The sequence below is a fragment of the Aeromonas sp. MR7 genome, assembly GCF_963899385.1.
Classification (GTDB): Bacteria; Pseudomonadota; Gammaproteobacteria; order Enterobacterales; family Aeromonadaceae; genus Aeromonas; species Aeromonas bestiarum.
In genome coordinates this window covers 1,089,085-1,104,856 of the sequence record NZ_CAWQXH010000011.1, presented here as the reverse complement: position 1 = coordinate 1,104,856, position 15,772 = coordinate 1,089,085, and the positions used below count along the sequence as shown (strand labels likewise).

The 15,772-nt window shown below is 63.5% G+C and carries 14 protein-coding genes; 12 read left to right on the top strand and 2 right to left on the bottom strand.

Annotation, left to right across the window (positions count from 1 at the left end; genetic code table 11):
- Nucleotides 1–54: 54 nt before the first annotated feature.
- The 11 genes from AACW87_RS10020 to AACW87_RS09970 all read left to right on the top strand — a co-directional run bounded on the left by AACW87_RS10020 (nucleotide 55) and on the right by AACW87_RS09970 (nucleotide 12,434).
- Nucleotides 55–1,005: an AAA family ATPase gene (locus tag AACW87_RS10020; protein ID WP_241324886.1), complete on the top strand. Its 951-nt coding sequence runs from the start codon at nucleotides 55–57 to the stop codon at nucleotides 1,003–1,005.
- Nucleotides 1,002–1,892, top strand: coding sequence for a DUF58 domain-containing protein (locus AACW87_RS10015; RefSeq protein ID WP_241325029.1), 891 nt, complete (start codon nucleotides 1,002–1,004; stop codon nucleotides 1,890–1,892). The genes AACW87_RS10020 and AACW87_RS10015 overlap by 4 nt, the downstream gene beginning before the upstream one ends.
- Complete coding sequence (locus AACW87_RS10010; RefSeq protein ID WP_241324885.1) at nucleotides 1,877–2,428, top strand: DUF4381 family protein; 552 nt, start codon at nucleotides 1,877–1,879, stop codon at nucleotides 2,426–2,428. The genes AACW87_RS10015 and AACW87_RS10010 overlap by 16 nt, the downstream gene beginning before the upstream one ends.
- Entirely contained in the window at nucleotides 2,425–3,432 is a 1,008-nt protein-coding gene (locus tag AACW87_RS10005; protein ID WP_241324884.1) for a VWA domain-containing protein, read from the top strand. Before AACW87_RS10010 ends, AACW87_RS10005 begins: the two co-directional genes overlap by 4 nt.
- Before the next feature lie 24 nt (nucleotides 3,433–3,456).
- Complete coding sequence (locus AACW87_RS10000; protein ID WP_241324883.1) at nucleotides 3,457–4,974, top strand: VWA domain-containing protein; 1,518 nt, start codon at nucleotides 3,457–3,459, stop codon at nucleotides 4,972–4,974.
- Nucleotides 4,971–6,500, top strand: coding sequence for a BatD family protein (locus tag AACW87_RS09995; RefSeq protein WP_445206850.1), 1,530 nt, complete (start codon nucleotides 4,971–4,973; stop codon nucleotides 6,498–6,500). The genes AACW87_RS10000 and AACW87_RS09995 overlap by 4 nt, the downstream gene beginning before the upstream one ends.
- Before the next feature lie 36 nt (nucleotides 6,501–6,536).
- Entirely contained in the window at nucleotides 6,537–7,127 is a 591-nt protein-coding gene (locus tag AACW87_RS09990) for a sigma-70 family RNA polymerase sigma factor (RefSeq protein ID WP_241324882.1), read from the top strand.
- Nucleotides 7,120–7,863 (top strand): DUF3379 domain-containing protein, encoded by a 744-nt coding sequence (locus AACW87_RS09985; RefSeq protein ID WP_241324881.1) that lies wholly within the window; start codon nucleotides 7,120–7,122, stop codon nucleotides 7,861–7,863. Before AACW87_RS09990 ends, AACW87_RS09985 begins: the two co-directional genes overlap by 8 nt.
- A 409-nt stretch (nucleotides 7,864–8,272) precedes the next feature.
- Complete coding sequence (locus AACW87_RS09980; protein ID WP_103470840.1) at nucleotides 8,273–9,571, top strand: outer membrane protein transport protein; 1,299 nt, start codon at nucleotides 8,273–8,275, stop codon at nucleotides 9,569–9,571.
- Between the two features lie 253 nt (nucleotides 9,572–9,824).
- On the top strand, nucleotides 9,825–11,081 hold the full coding sequence (locus AACW87_RS09975) for an outer membrane protein transport protein (RefSeq protein WP_241324880.1): 1,257 nt from the start codon (nucleotides 9,825–9,827) through the stop codon (nucleotides 11,079–11,081).
- A gap of 129 nt (nucleotides 11,082–11,210) precedes the next feature.
- Nucleotides 11,211–12,434 (top strand): EAL and HDOD domain-containing protein, encoded by a 1,224-nt coding sequence (locus AACW87_RS09970; RefSeq protein WP_098984130.1) that lies wholly within the window; start codon nucleotides 11,211–11,213, stop codon nucleotides 12,432–12,434.
- Here AACW87_RS09970 and AACW87_RS09965 read toward each other — a convergent pair.
- Complete coding sequence (locus AACW87_RS09965; RefSeq protein ID WP_241324879.1) at nucleotides 12,431–13,594, bottom strand: thiolase family protein; 1,164 nt, start codon at nucleotides 13,592–13,594, stop codon at nucleotides 12,431–12,433. The genes AACW87_RS09970 and AACW87_RS09965 overlap by 4 nt on opposite strands.
- Before the next feature lie 133 nt (nucleotides 13,595–13,727).
- Between AACW87_RS09965 and AACW87_RS09960 the strand changes: the two genes are divergently transcribed.
- Nucleotides 13,728–14,123, top strand: a complete 396-nt coding sequence (locus AACW87_RS09960; RefSeq protein WP_042871898.1) for a MerR family transcriptional regulator — start codon at nucleotides 13,728–13,730, stop codon at nucleotides 14,121–14,123.
- A gap of 402 nt (nucleotides 14,124–14,525) precedes the next feature.
- Here the strand turns inward: AACW87_RS09960 and AACW87_RS09955 are convergent, their stop codons facing one another.
- On the bottom strand, nucleotides 14,526–15,770 hold the full coding sequence (locus tag AACW87_RS09955; RefSeq protein WP_098984132.1) for a dicarboxylate/amino acid:cation symporter: 1,245 nt from the start codon (nucleotides 15,768–15,770) through the stop codon (nucleotides 14,526–14,528).
- Between the last annotated feature and the right edge of the window lie 2 nt (nucleotides 15,771–15,772).

Below are 15,772 nucleotides of genomic sequence, written 5' to 3'. Positions count from 1 at the left end.
GGGCCAACTGGAGTATAAAAAGATCAACCTCCATAAAAACAACGGGTTCATCACATGGCAGCGGCCGAGTTCAGAGCGCTTGGGGACTATCTTGGCAGTCAGATTCTGGGACAGGGAGCACTGATAGAGGGGCTGCTTATCGCCCTGCTATGTGAAGGACATGTGTTAATCGAAGGGGCCCCCGGTCTTGCCAAGACCCGCGCCGTCAAGGCGCTGGCCGGTGCCGTGGAAGGGCGCTTCGCCCGCATCCAGTTTACCCCCGACCTCTTGCCTGCCGATCTCACCGGCAGCGAGGTGTTCCATCCCCAGGATGCGAGCTTCGTGTTTCAGCCCGGTCCATTGTTCAACCACCTGGTGCTGGCGGACGAGATCAACCGAGCCCCCGCCAAGGTGCAATCCGCGCTGCTGGAGGCCATGGCCGAGCACCAGATCACGGTGGGCAAGAAGAGCTGGCGCCTGCCACCGCTGTTTATGGTGGCGGCCACGCAAAATCCGATAGAACAGGAGGGGACCTACCCGCTGCCGGAGGCCCAACTCGACCGTTTCCTGCTCAAGCTGCTGGTGGATTACCCCAGCCCCGCCATGGAGCTGGCCATCTTGCAGCTCAACGCCCTGGGCGAGCAGCTGACGCCACCGCCGGTCACCCTGAGCCAGGCCGACCTGCTGGTGGCCCGCTCGGCGGTACAGGCAGTCCAGATGCAGGGGCGGCTCGAACACTATCTGGTGCAACTGGTGTGCGCCACCCGCCCGGGCAGCGGCCTGTGCCCCGAGCTTGAACCCCTCATCGCCGTGGGTGCCAGCCCCAGGGCCAGCATAGGCCTGGCCCGCGCCGCCCGTGCCCAGGCCTGGCTCGCCGGACGGGACTTCGTGCTGCCGGAGGACATACAACAGCTGGCGCCGGCCATACTGCGCCACCGACTCATTCCCAGCTATCAGGCGCTGGCAGACAACCTGGACAACGACACCCTGATCGCCCGGCTGCTGGACGCGATACCGTGCCCTTGACTCCCCAGCCGGATCCCCGCGCGCATCCCGCTATTGCCCTCACCCTGCCCCAGTTGCTGGCCATCCGGTTGTGGGCGAGACAGGGGCCGAGGGCGCGTATCCAACCGGCCCAGCAGGGCAGGCTTGGCCGCATGCCGGGGCTCACCTTTCGCGAGCTGCGCGCCTATCAGGCGGGGGATGAGGTGCGCCACATCGACTGGCGAGTCACAGCCCGGCTCGGTCGCCCCTACACCAGGCTCTACAGCGAGGAGCAGGATCAGGCCCACTGGCTGCTGCTCGATCTCTCCCCCGCCATGTACTTTGGCTCACAGGTGCAACTCAAAGCCCGCCTGGGCTGCGAGCTGGCAGCCGCCCTCTTGTGGCAGGGTGAGAAACAGGCCAACACCCTGATCTGCCACGGCGTTGAGTGCCATGTCCAGCCCCAGCGCGGCTCCCTGGTACCCTTGCTGGAGACCCTTTGCCACCACTACGACAAGGGGCTGGATCGCACGTCCCTGCCGCACTCGCTGGCGCGGACCCTGGCTCGGCTCACCCTGCCCCACGGCGCCAGATTGACGATCATCACGGATCACCAGCCCTGCGATGAGGCCCTCCGCCAGCAGTTGCAACTGCTCGGTCGCCGCCACGACATCCACTGCTGGCAGATCCGGGATCCGCTGGAGGCAGGCCTGCCCGCGCAGGGACAACTGGCGGTGCAGGCGGGCAGACAGCGCGGCTGGCTCGATGCCACTCAGCCCGGCTTTGCCCACCGCTACCAGCGGGCGGCCGAGCGGCTGGCCAGGCAGTGCCATCAGCAACTGCTGCCGCTGGTGCAGCGTCTCTACCGGCTCGACAACGGCCAGCCGCTGCAACGCCAGTGGCAGGAGGGTGCATGTCGCCAGTTCTGAGCCTGCTCGCCGCCGTCTCAAGCGCGCCACCCATGTCTGCGCTGGCGGCGCAGCTGCGCGACATCCATCCTGGCCCCATGTTGACCCAGGCAGCGGATCCCCGCCTTCAGGGCTGGTGGGCGCTGCTGATCATCCTGTTGCTGGGGGCGCTGATCGGCGCAGCCCTGCTCAGCCTGCTGCGCTATCGCCGCTGGCAGCGACAAATCGACTGGGAGGCGCCCGAGCTGGTGCCCAGATTGCAGGCAGTGCTGCGCGAGGCCGCCCTTGGCCGCTGGCCCGAGGCGCGCACCTTGCAAGGAGAAGCCTGGCTCGCGTTTCTGGACAGGCAGGGCGGCAGCCAGTTTCGTGAATTTGCGGCCCTCTGGCCACACTGGCTCTACGGCCAGGGGATACCGGATGCCCGCCAGTGCGAGGCGCTGCGCCGCGCCTACCTCAGCTGGGGGCGAGCCTGCTGCTGCCTGCCACCTGGGCTGATCGCATTCAGACGCCGCTGGCAACAGGGCCTGACGCGCCTGCGCATCAGGAGCTCGTCATGATCCTCGCCTGGCCCTGGTTTGCGCTGGCCCTGGCGCTGCCACTCCTGGTGCGCTTCGGCCTACCGCCACGTTCAACCGACCCGCACAGCGGCACTGCGCTGGCACACGACGGCTTTCCTCTGTTGCGTGCCCACGCCGGCCAGCCACTGTGGCGCATGGCCCTGTGCTGGTGCGCCCTGGTGCTGGCCCTCTGCCGCCCCCAATGGCAGGAGCCGCCCCTCGTCAGTTACCAGAGCAGCCGGGATCTGATCCTGGCGGTGGATCTCTCCGACAGCATGCGCACCCAGGACATGCTGGATGAGGGGGAGCAGCGGGACAGGCTCAGTGCGGTGCGCCAGCAGATAAGTCAGCTGATCCAGGCCCGCCCCGGCGATCGTATCGCCCTCATCGTCTTCGCCGATCACGCCTACCTGCTCTCGCCCCTGACTCAGGAGACCCAGGCCCTGCTCACTCTGGCCCGCGAGCTGGACTTCGATCTGGTGGGCCGCACCACGGCACTGGGGGAAGCCATACTGCTGGCCCGCCAGCACGCCGACCCCAAGCGTCCCACCGCCCTGCTGCTTGTCACCGACGGTCGCAACACCGCGGGCAGCGCCGATCCCCTGAGCGAGGCCAAACGGGCCGCCACCAGCGGCATGACCCTCTATACCCTGGGGGTGGGGGCCGATCCCGATACCTTTGCCGAGGCAATGGCCCCGGCACTGGCTCCGGCGCAGAGCGATCCCAGCGCCGAGCTGGACGAGGCCCTGCTGCAACAGCTGGCCAAGGTGGGCCATGGCCGCTATTTCCGCGCCCGCACCCAAAGCGATCTCGCTGCCATCAACCAGACCCTGGATACCCTGGAGCCCATCGCCACGCCCCACACCCGCTATCGGCCAAACGTGGAGCTCTACCCCTGGCCGCTGGCACTGGCCTGGCTGCTGCTGATCTGGCCCGCCCGGCTGCGCTGGCCCCGCTCCTTGCGTCTGCGCTTGCGACCGCCACGAGGCCGGGCTCATGATTAAGCCCCTCTGCCAGGCATGGCCGTCATGGAGCTGATCCTGTTGCGCCCGCTCTGGCTGCTGGCCCTGCTGCCCTGGCTGTGGCAGGGCTGGCGTCGCCGCCGCCAGCCACAGCTGCTCGCCCCCGCCATGCAGGCCTACCTGCTGCCGGGCCGGCGACGTACCCTGCCCTGGCTCTGGCTGGCGGGCCTGCCCGTCATACTGGCTCTCAGCGGCCCCGCCCTGCGCCAACAGAGCCAGGCCATACCAACACCGGCCCTCGACATCTGGTTGCTGGATCTCTCCCGCTCCATGCTGGCCACCGATCTGCTGCCGGACAGGGCCACCCGGGTGCGAGTGCTGCTGCAGGATATGCTGGCCGAGGCCCGTCCGAGCCAGGAGGGACGCCCCATCGCCCTCATACTGTTTGCCGGCGATGCCTACCTCGCCATGCCCGCCACCCGGGATCACCAGGCCATGGCGCTGCTGTTGCCCGACCTGCGCCCGGCCATCATGCCCAAACAAGGGAGTGCGCCCGAGCGCGCCGTGGCGCTGGCGCTCGGCCAGATCCCCCCGGGCCAGCAGGCACGCCTGCTGCTGGTCACCGATGGTATCTCGGCGAGGCAGGCGGACCGGATCCGAGCGCTCTGGCCCTGTCAGGGCAGCCTGTTTTGTCATGAACAGGCGGCACCTCGCCTCGACATATTGCTCGCCAACGGTGGCAAGAGCAGCAGGCTGCCGCCCGCCACCAGCGAGGTGCAAGGCGTTGGCACCCCCTTCGGCCGCGAGCTGCCCGCCCCCGATGTGGCGACCATGCAACAACTTGCCAACGAACTTGGCGGTCAGTTGCAATGGTTGCAGGCCGGGCTGCCACGCTTTGCGCCCCTGCCCATGAGCCAGACGCTGACCGCCCATCAGTCGCGGGATCTCGGCCCCTGGTTGCTGCTGCCCCTGCTGCCGCTGGCCCTGCTGGCCCGCGTCGGCACGCTCTGGCTGCTTCTGCTGGTCGCAGGCGCGGGTCTTTTCACCCCACCTCCCTCGCAGGCCAGCCCAGCCGCCGTGTTATCCGCACAGGAGAGCCAGGCCTGGCAAGCGTTCCAGCAGGGGCACTATCTGGCGGCGGCTCGCCACTTCCAGGACCCCGTCTGGCAGGGGAATGCCTGGTACAGAGCCGGTGACTACGCCCGGGCCGTCGCCGCCTACGCCAGTACGAGCAGTGCCACCGCCCACTACAACCGGGGCAATGCGCTGGTGCAGCTCGGGGATCTGGTCGCCGCCGAGCAAGCCTATCTGGCGGCGCTGGCGTTGGAGCCGGGCCACCAGGATGCGCTCTACAACCTCGCCCTGCTGCGGGCCCAGCCGCCCCAAGCCAGCCCGGCAGCGCAGGATCCCAAGCCCATCGACGCCCCCGAGCAGGCCGCCACCCCGGACGCGCCGCTGCCGCCAGCCCCCCCAGTGGTGCTGCTGGAGCAGCGGCTGCGCAAGGAGGCCCAGCGTCGCCAGCAGCTCAAGGAAGAGCTAAAAGGCGCCTGGCCTTCAGCGCTGAAAGGGGATGACACCTGGTGAAGAGCAATCCTCTGCTGCCTTGGCTGTCTTGCTGGCTGCTGCTCTGCCTGCTGTCAACCTCGGCCCTGGCCGCGCCGCCCAGGGCCGAGTTGTTGCCGGGGGCCGACAGCCGTGACTGGCTGCTGATCATAGAGGCGGACGGGGAGCGCCAGAGCAACGAACTCGCCATTGCCCCCCTGCTGCGCCAGTTCGCGGTGGGCAAGGTGACCATGAGCCGGGTCACCACTCCCGTGCACAGCCTGACCCGCTGGCAGATCCCGCTGCACACTCTGGATACGGGCCCCGGGGTCGTGCCCTCCCTGTCACTTGGGCCGGAGCAGACCCCGGCCTTGCCCCTGCCAAAGCGCAGCCAGGCGGGCACGCTGGCAGCGCAACCCCGCCAGCCCATCTCCCCCATAGAGCTGCAGGCCAGGGTGCTGCATCAGGGGCCGCTCTATCCGGGCCAGCCCTTCATCTATCAGCTCAGCCTCTGGCTGCCCGCCAACATGGAGGCCCCCAACCTCACAGAGCCGGCCAGCGACGCCTTCACCATTCGCCGCCTGGGAAACGATCAGTGGCAGGCTCCGGCGGGGGCGGGATTGCCGGGTCGGCTGACCCGCAACTGGCTGCTGCAGGCTAGGGAGCCCGGGCTGCATCCGCTGGTGTCGCCGCGCTTTCAGGGCCGTCTTCCCCAGGATAACGGCACCAGTGACCCCCTCTCGGCCAGAGCGGCCACCCTGTTTGTGAAAATCGATCAGGCGCCGCAGCAACCCGTGGCCAGCCAGCTGACTCTGAGCCAGCAGTTGAGCCCGGCCTCGGGCGCCAGGGAGGGCGAGCCTGTGATCCGCACCCTGACGCTGGTGATGGAGGGCGGCGATGGCAACCGGCTCACCCTGCCCGGGCTCACCGGGCCCGCGGCCCTGCCCGCCGGCATGCAGGCAAGACCGGATGGGGAACAGCAGCAGGAGCGCTTTCTCGCCAAGGGGGCGCTGCGCTTCGAGCGCCAGTGGCGCCAGGCCCTGACGGCCACGGCGCCAGGCGACTACCTGCTGCCGGCCATCACCCTGCCCTGGTTCAACGCCCGGAGTGGGCGCATCGAATACGCCCGCCTGCCCGCCACCCCGCTGCGCATAGAGGCGGGCGCACAGGCACAGGAAGCCTTCACCGACCCAAGCCATGAGAGCCTTCACTGGGCGATCTGGGCCCTGCTGCTGCGGGCCCTCTGGCAAGGGTGGCCACGCTGGCACGCCTTCTATCGCTTGCAGCGGGCACTGCGGCGCGAGGATGCGAACCACGCCAGAGCGGCCCTGCTGGCATGGGCCAGCCTGCGCTGGCCACGGCGCCATACGCACCTCAGCGGCTTGCCCTGTCGTCATGCCCCCGCGCTTGCCGCCGGGCTCGCCGCGCTGGATCGCGCCTGTTTTGCCACCCAGACCACCCCCGCCGACCGTCAGCGCCCATGGCAAGGCCTCGCCGGCCCGCTATGCGCGTATGAAACTTTTGCGATAGCCTATGGCCTCAGGCAACTGGCCCGCCTGGGTCACTGACCCTTGAGGACCCTCATATAAAAAGGAAGCCCAGCGATGGCGTTAGGTTTTTTCAGAAAGAAAGGTGCCACGGTCGGAAAGGATCCCACGGCTTCCCCGGTCTATGGAGACATGGCAGACAAACAGACCAAATACGAAGCCCTGGTGCATGCCCTGCACGGGGACATTTATCGCTACGCCTACTGGCTGTGCCGGGATCCGCAGGTGGCGGAAGATCTGGTGCAGGAGACCTTTCTGCGCGCCTGGAAGGGCATAGACTCGCTGCTCGATGACAAGGCCGCCAAGGCCTGGCTCATCACCATATTGAGACGGGAAAATGCCCGCAGGTTCGAGCGCAAGCAGTTCGCTCTCATCGATCTCGACGAGCATCCCCAAAGCGATCCGGATGCCTTGCACAACGAGCAGGAGATGGAGAACGAGTGGCTCAGACGCCACATAGCCCGCCTGCCCGCCGAATATCAGGAGCCCCTGCTGTTGCAGGTGCTGGGGGGCTTCAGCGGTGACGAGATAGCGGCGCAACTGGGATTGAACAAGAACACCGTCATGACTCGCCTGTTTCGGGCCCGCAACCAGATCAAAGAGGCCATGGAGTCAGCGACACAACAGAGAGGACACACCAATGGATGAGCTGGAATTTCGCCGTCGGGCCATCGCCCATCCGCTGGAGCATGACCCCGCCTTTGTCGACGCGGCGCAGGCCTCCCCCGCCAATCGCAAGCATCTGGACGAGATGAAGCAACTGGATCGTCGCCTGCATCAGGCGCTGGAGGTCGAGGTACCGGCCGGGCTGGCCGAGCGCATCCTGCTCAGACAGGCGCTGGAAGCCGAACAGGAAAGCCGGGTTCCCCTGCCGGTGCGCCCGCGCAGCCAATGGCGTCCGCTGGCCATGGCCGCTTCGGTCGCCTTCCTGCTCGGCATGAGCACCCGCTGGCTCAGCTGGCCGCAGACACCGCCCGCTGAACTCTCCCTCGCCCAGGTCGCCATGGCCCACGTCTACGGTGAGGAACCCTTCATCAAGGATGTGGATGAGAAGGTGAGCCTGCGCACCATCAACGCCAAGATGGAGAAATACGGCGCCACCCTGATGGGCATGCAGGGCCTGAAGGTCACCTACGTCAATCACTGTGCCTTCTACCAGGGACCGGCGCTGCACATGGTGTTCCAGGGCAAGATGGGGCCCGTGACCCTGTTCCTGGTGCCCAAGCATGTGCCGCTCACCCTGCAGCCCACTTTCGAAGATGGCCAGCTCAAAGGGGAGATAGTGCAACTCAAGGGGGCCAACATGGTGTTGATCGGCGACATGCAGGAGCCGCTGGATCCGGTGGCGCAGGCGCTGGAATCCCGTCTGCACTGGTCGATTTAACAGGGGTTAACCCAATCCTGACTCACACCGCATAGAGTCAACTGCACGGGCAGACAATCCGGTTGTCTGCCCGTTCCTCTCCATTCCCACCACAATCCTCACTCATTTGCCGCCCAATCACCGCAAATGGTCAAAATTATTTTTGTGACGCAGATCATCCTTAACGCTCAGATTTCACTCAATAAGTGGCAAAAGAGACTATTTAAACGCCAAGTTAAAACAAATGATTAACACAATAGACACTTTTATGTATTCTGCTGTCACTGGTCTGATTTCTTACCTCCTACCAGATCCATAGAATCACGCCAGAATTGAATGGGAAGAAGCTGAAATAACAACAGATCTTGTCGTATACGGTGGCAAAAAAGCCCTGATGCTGACAGAAAATCTGCCTACAAGAGAGAACACTATGACAACTGCCTTTTTCAAAAAGAGCCTGATCGCTGCCGCCGTCACCCTGGCCAGTACCCAAACCTTCGCCGCCGCGTTCCAGTTGAACGAACACTCAGCCTCCGGTCTGGGTCGCGCGTATGCAGGGGAAGCCGCCGTGGCGGACAACGCCTCCGTGTTGTCCCGCAACCCGGCAGCCATGACCCAGTTTGACAAGATGGCGTTCTCTGTCTCCGGGACCTATATCAAGCCGGACGTGGATGTAAATGGTGATATCTATGCCGGTTCCGTAAATAGAGGAAGTGCCAGTGAGAGCGGTATCGCGCCGAGCGCCTTCGTGCCTGCCACCTACTTCATCCAGCCGCTGAACGATCAATGGGCCTGGGGTATCGGCCTGTTCTCCAACTACGGTCTGGCCACCGAGTACACCGAGAATTTCAACGCTGGTTCCATTGCTGGCAACACAGAACTGCTGACCTTCAACATCAACCCGAACATCGCCTACCGCGTCAACCAGCACTTCAGCTTCGGTGCCGGTCTGAACCTAGTGTATGCCAAGGCTGAGTTGAACCGCCGCGCCGGCGTGCTGGTCTCCGTTCCACCGCTCAAAGATGTACCGGGTATCGGCAAGGACACCATCGTCAGCCACCTGAAAGGAGATGACTGGGGTTACGGCTGGAACGTGGGCACCATGTATGAGGTGAACGAGAACAACCGTTTCGCGCTGACCTATCGCTCCCAGGTAGATCTGAAGTTCAAGGGTGACTATCAAGGCACCTCCTCCGGCTTCAAGACCGTCAGTGGCGAACTGCCGCTGGATCTGCCAGCCCAGGCCGAGTTTGCCGGTTACCACCGTCTGAACCAGCAATTTGCCGTTCACTACTCCGTCAACTGGACCGACTGGAGCGCCTTCCAGGAGCTCAAGGCCACCAGCGACCAGTGCAAGAGCGCCGACGGTGCTGGCGTCTGCCTGTACAAGCCGGAGAAGTTCAAGGACTCCACCCGTTACTCCCTGGGCGGTACCTGGTACGTCAACCCATCATGGGAAGCGCGTATCGGCTTCGCCTACGACAAGACCCCGATCGAGCCGGAATATCGCAGCCTGAGCATCCCGGATTCCGACCGCGTATGGTACAGCGCCGGTGCCACCTACCACATCGACAAGGACATGAGCGTCGATTTCGGTATGGCCTATCTGGACGGCAAGAAAGTTGACGTCAACGAGAAGCTGGTCGAAAGCAATGAAGCGCTGCGCTGGAAGGGTACCTCCCACGGCAACGCCTTCCTCGCCTCCGCTCAGTTCAACATGAAATTCTGATCATCTGCCTATCGACAAGAGCGCCTGCGGGCGCTCTTTTTTTATGCAAAATTCCATTTTCAGCGTACATCTGTAGCAAACAACTGTACGCTTTTCCTTTTTTATCAAGCTATTAGCGCCCTATCTCTCAGCATTTAATCTTGTTTTTCTCCCCACGGCTCCCCTGCCGTTGCCTTACTGGTCATACCATATAAAATCCTGCACCCAACCATAAGACAGATTGAACGCCGAGTTCACTTTCAAGGACCATTCAATGCACTCCATCATGAAGCCGTCTCTCATCGCCCTGCTGGTGCTGTCAAGCCAGGCCCAGGCGGCAGGTTTCCAGCTGGCTGAACAATCCGCCACCGGCATGGGCCGCGCCTTCGCAGGCGAGGCCGCCATCGCCGACAATGCCAGCGTGCTCTCCCGCAACGCCGCCGCCATGACCCGTTTCGATCGCATGGCCTTCTCCGGCGGCTTCATCTATGTGCGCCCCGACGTCAACATCGAAGGGATCACCCGGGTGCCCACCGCCATGGGACCCGTCACGCTGGATGCGAGTGCCCACGACATTGCCGATGATGCCTGGGTACCGAATGCCTATCTGATAGTGCCGCTCAACGACCAGTGGCGACTGGGGCTGGCGGCAACCTCCTACTACGGCCTCGGCGTCGAGATGCCGGACAATTACAATGCCGGTCACTTCGGCAATGTCTCCGACATCAAGACCCTGGATCTGGGGGCCTCGCTGGCCTATCGTATCAACCGTGCCTGGTCCGTCGGTGCCGGCCTCTCCGCCATTCAGGGGGAAGGAGAAGTGGGCGGTACCTTCCCCTCCAACAACAAGATCGCCAAGCACCTGAAGGGAGATGGCTGGGCCATTGGCTGGAACCTGGGCACCCTGCTGGAGCTGTCTGATGCGACGCGTATCGGCCTCTCCTACCGCCACGACGTGACCCTGAAGCTTTCTGGCGATGCCATCGGCATCGATCAAAATGGTCAGCCCTTTACCGATACCGGCAGCCTGGAACTGCCCCTGCCCGCCACCGCCGAACTGGCGCTGTTTCACCAGCTGACACCCAGCCTGGCGCTGCATTCAAGCATCAACTGGACCAACTGGAGCAAGTTCGTTCAGCTCGAATCCGAGCTCGACCACCACGGCGTCATGCACATCAAGGACGAGCACTGGGAAGACAGCTGGCGCTACGCCCTGGGCCTGACCTATCAGCTGGCGCCGCAATGGCAACTGCGCTCCGGCCTGGCCTATGACCGCAGTCCGGTGCCGGCGGATCGCCGCACCATCTCCATCCCTGACTCTGATCGGGTCTGGTACAGCGCCGGAGTGGGTTACCAGATCGACCGCAACCTCTCGCTGGATCTGGGCCTGACCCTGATCGATGGCAAGAAGGTGGATGTGACCGAAACCATGCAGCTGAAACCCGGGATCCCGCAGACTACCTCCACCTTCCAGGGTACCTCGGAAGGGGATGCCTGGCTGGCCGGCCTGCAGTTGAATTACCTCTTCTAGTCCAAGCCGGGGCAGATCCTCCTCCCATACAAGCACTATGCCAGTTATTGACCGTTTCCGGCCCGGCAGCACTGGCATAGTGCGCATCTTCACAATAAAATCAATCCAGTACCCACACTGGAGAGATGCATGTATTCATACGTAGCAAGGCAGCCCATCCTGGATCGGGAGTTGAATACCCACGCCTATGAGCTGCTGTTTCGCGACAGTCTGAATAATGTCTTTCCGGTGATCTCCTCCCAACAAGCCACAGCCAGACTGGTGGTCGAGCAGTTCCTGCAACAGAACATAGATCAGCTGCTCGGTGGCCGTCCCTGCTTCATCAACTTCCCCCACTCCCTGTTGCTGGAGGGGCTGGCCGAGTGCCTGCCACAAGAAAAGGTGGTGATCGAGATCCTGGAGGATGCCGATCCCGATGACGCCCTGCTGGCCAAGGTGCAGCAGCTGCATGAGCTGGGTTATCAGCTGGCGCTGGACGATTTCACCATGTCGGACGAGTGGGAGCGCTTCCTGCCCTATATCCACATCATCAAGTTCGATCTGCGCGCCACCTCACTGTTGCGGATCAAGATGTTCATCCAGCAGCATAAACATCTGAAGCTCACCTATCTGGCGGAGAAGGTGGAAGACAAGGCGGAGTTCGAGCGGGCGAAACGGCTCGGTATCGATCTGTTCCAGGGCTTCTTCTTCAGCCGGCCCGAGATGGTGAAACAGGCCACCATGGAGCCCGCCCAGGTGGTGGTGATGCAACTGCTCAACGTGGTCAATCAGGAGGAACCCGACCTCAATCGCATCGAGCAACTGCTGAGTCAGGACATCTCCCTGTCGCTCAAGCTGCTGCGTTACGTCAACCACCTGAAGAGTCATGCCAATCCCATCTCCTCCTTTCGCCAGGCCGCCGTCTATCTTGGCCACGCCCAGCTCAAACGCTTCGTGACCCTGGTTGCCGCCACCAGTGCCGGCCATGGCAAGAGCGCCGAGCTCTATCAGATGTCCATGATCCGGGCCCGTTTCTGCGAGCTGCTGGCCCACGCCCATGCCCCTACCCAGCAGGCACAGCAAGCCTTCATCACGGGCTTGTTCTCGCTGCTGGATGTGCTGATGGAACAGCCGATGGACAAGCTGCTCGGCACCATTCCCCTGATCGAGGAGATCCGGGTCGCCCTGCTGGAACGCAAGGGCAACCTGGGGTTTTATCTCTCGTTCTGTGAGGATTATGAGAGTGCGAACTGGCAGCGCATCACCGCCAGAACGGCCCGGCTCGGGCTCAATGAAGAGAAGGTCAGCCAGCTCTATCTGGCCGCCACGGCCTGGGTCAACCAGCAACTCCAGGCCATGGCGGACACGGATTAGCCCAGCTCGAGGGCAACCGCCGTCGCCTCTCCCCCACCGATACACAGACTAGCCACTCCCCGCTTCAGGCCGCGCGCGCGCAACGCATGAATCAGGGTGACCAGGATCCGGGCGCCGCTCGCCCCCAGGGGATGACCCAGCGCGCAGGCCCCGCCGTTCACGTTCACCTTGTCATGGGGCAACTTGCAGCCCGCCATCGCCAGCAGGCTGACCATGGCAAACGCCTCATTGATCTCGAACAGGTCCACCTCTTCCACTCGCCAGCCCACCTTGGCCAGCAGGCTGTGGATGGCACCGACCGGGGCGCTGGTGAATTCGGCAGGCGCGGCGGCATGGCTCTGATAACCCACCAGATGGGCCAGCACCGGCAGGCCCAGTTGCGCCGCCGTCTCGGCCCGCATAAGGATCAACGCCGCCGCCCCATCCGAGATGGAGCTGGCGTTGGCCGCCGTGATGGTGCCGGTCTTGCTGAATGCCGGTTTCAGATGGGGGATCTTCTCGGGCCTGGCCTTTGCAGGCTGTTCATCCTCGGCGAGCAGCAGGGCATCCCCGGCCATCACAGCTGCCAGCTCGGCCTTGAAGGCACCGCTCTGTTGCGCCGCCAGGGCCCGCTCCAGCGAGGCGATGGCAAAGGCATCCATGTCGGCGCGGGTCAGCCCGGCGCGATCGGCGCTCAGCTGGGCATAGTGGCCCATCAGCTGGCCTTCATAGGCATCCTGCAAGCCATCGAGGAACATGTGATCCAGCACGCTCTGATGCCCCATCCGAAAACCGCTGCGCGCCTTGTCGAGCAGATAGGGCGCGCGACTCATGCTCTCCATTCCTCCGGCGATCACTATGTTAGTGTCACCGAGGCGCAAGCCGTCTGCCGCCAGCATCACCGCCTTCATGCCGGAGCCACACACCTTGTTGACCGTGGTGCAGGGCACGCTGTCCGGCAAGCCGGCCTTCAGAACGGCCTGACGGGCGGGCGCCTGCCCCACTCCGGCGCTGAGTACATTGCCCAGATAGGCTTCATCGATTTGATCGCCTCTGAGCCCGGCCTGCGCCATGGCGGCGGCGATGGCACAAGCCCCCAGCTCGGGGGCAGTCTGGTTGGCCAGGGCCCCCTGAAAGGCCCCCATGGGGGTACGTTTGGCCGCAACAATCACTATATCCATCAATTGCACTCTCCTTGTTACATAGACATAACATATGCTGCCACCGCAGCAGGAACAAGACTTGCGGGGCAGTTGACGTTTGGGTAAGGTGCCAGCCTGCATTGACAACCAAGATGGCAGCCAAGACAGCCGTATGACCAAATCCAAGGATGACACGCGGACCTACAGCATCAGCGAACTGGCCCGTGAATTTGATGTTACGACCCGAAGTATTCGTTTTTATGAAGATCAGGGACTTTTGAATCCGGCCCGTCAGGGACAGACCCGGATCTACAGTCGTCAGGACAGGGTGCGGCTCAAGCTGACCCTGCGCGGCAAGCGCCTCGGCTTCAGCCTGGCGGATATCCGTGATCTGTTCGATCTCTACGATGCGGACAAGAGCAGCCGAACCCAGCTGCAGACCATGCTGGGACTGGTGGCCGACAAGCGGGAGATGCTGGAGCAGCAGCTGGAAGACATCAAGATGGTGCTGCTGGAACTCGATGCCGCCGAGCAACGCTGCCAGCTGGCACTGACCCAACTGCGATGAGTCCCTCTCAGCCGTCGTGCCGTTATAAAGAGAGGGGCCCACAGGCCCCGCTGAAACTCGACGCCGCCGAGCAGCGCTGTCAGCAGGCACTGACCCAACTGCGATGAGTCCCTCTCAGCCGTCATAAAGAGAGGGGCCCGCAGGCCCCGCTGAAACTCGATGCCGCCGAGCAGCGTTGCCAGCAGGCACTGACCCAACTGTGATGAGTCCCTCTCAGCCGTCATAAAGAGAGGGGCCCGCAGGCCCCGCTGAAACTCGATGCCGCCGAGCAGCGCTGCCAGCTGGCGCTGGGCCAGCTGACTCCCTGAGTCGGTAAGAAAGGGGCGACAATCCCGGCCCGAGGAAAATAAAAAGAGGGAGGCTTGCGCCTCCCTCTTGTCATTCATGGCAGTGAGCCTGCTCTCAGGCTTCCTTGCTCCAGCGATCCGGATCGTAATCCGGGCTGTAGCGGTCGACGATAATGGCGCAGGCCGCATCCCCCGTGATGTTCAGGGCGGTGCGGATCATGTCGAACAGGCGATCCAGTGCAAACAGCAGCGGCAAGCCCTCGATGGGGATCCCGGCGGCCAGCAGCACGGCCACCACCAGGAAGCTCGGGCCCGGCACACCGGCCTGACCAATGGCTCCCAGGGTCGCGGTCACTATGATGGCGGCCCAGGCACCCATGGAGAGATCTATGTTGTAGACCTGGGCGAAGAAGATGGCGACCAGACCGTAATAGATGGCGTTGCCGCTCATGTTGATGGTGGCACCGAGCGGCAGCACGAAGGACGCCGTGGCGTTGGTCACCTTCAGATCCTGCTCGCAGGTTTCCATGTTGACCGGCAGGGTCGCCATGGAAGAGGCGGTGGAAAAGGCGACGATCTGCGGCTTCTTCATCGCCGACAGGTACTTGCGCACCGGGGTGTTGGAGAAGATCGCGATCAGCAGTGGATAGACCACGAAGGCGAAGATCAGGATGGCGGCCAGATAGACCAGGAACAGCTTGAGCACCAGGGTCAGCACGTCGAAGCCGTAGGTACCTATGGCCTCGGCCATCAGACCGAACACCCCGAGCGGTGCTATCAACATCACCTTGTTGATCATCCAGACGAAGGCATCCACCAGGGTGTTGAGCCCGTCCACCAGCGGCTTGGCGCGCTCACGAGGCTGCTTGGCCAGCGCGATGCCGAGGAACATGCAGAACACCAGGATCTGCAAAATGTTGGCCTCGTTCAGTGCCTGGAACACGTTGGTCGGGATCATGCCGAGCAGGGTCGACACCGCATCCGGCAAGGCGCCCTTGTCGGCGTAGTCACCGGAGAACATGGAGGCCATGGAGCCAAACTCGACCCCGACGCCCGGTTTGAAGATTTGCCCCATGACCAGCGCCAGCAGCACGGCCAGCGCAGAGGTACCGAGGAAGAAGATCAGGGTGGTGACCCCTATCTTGCCCGCCGCCGGGCTGGCGCCCAGGTTGGCCGCACCCGACAGTATGGCGACGGCCACCAGCGGGATCACCAGCATCTTGATCAGCTGGATAAAGAGGGTGCCGAGCGGCGCAAAGACGGTGGCTTGTTCACCCATGAACGCCCCCACCAGTGCTCCCAGCACCATGGCTACCACCACTTGGAAGCCAACGTTCTTGATGAGTCCTTTTGTTAACACAG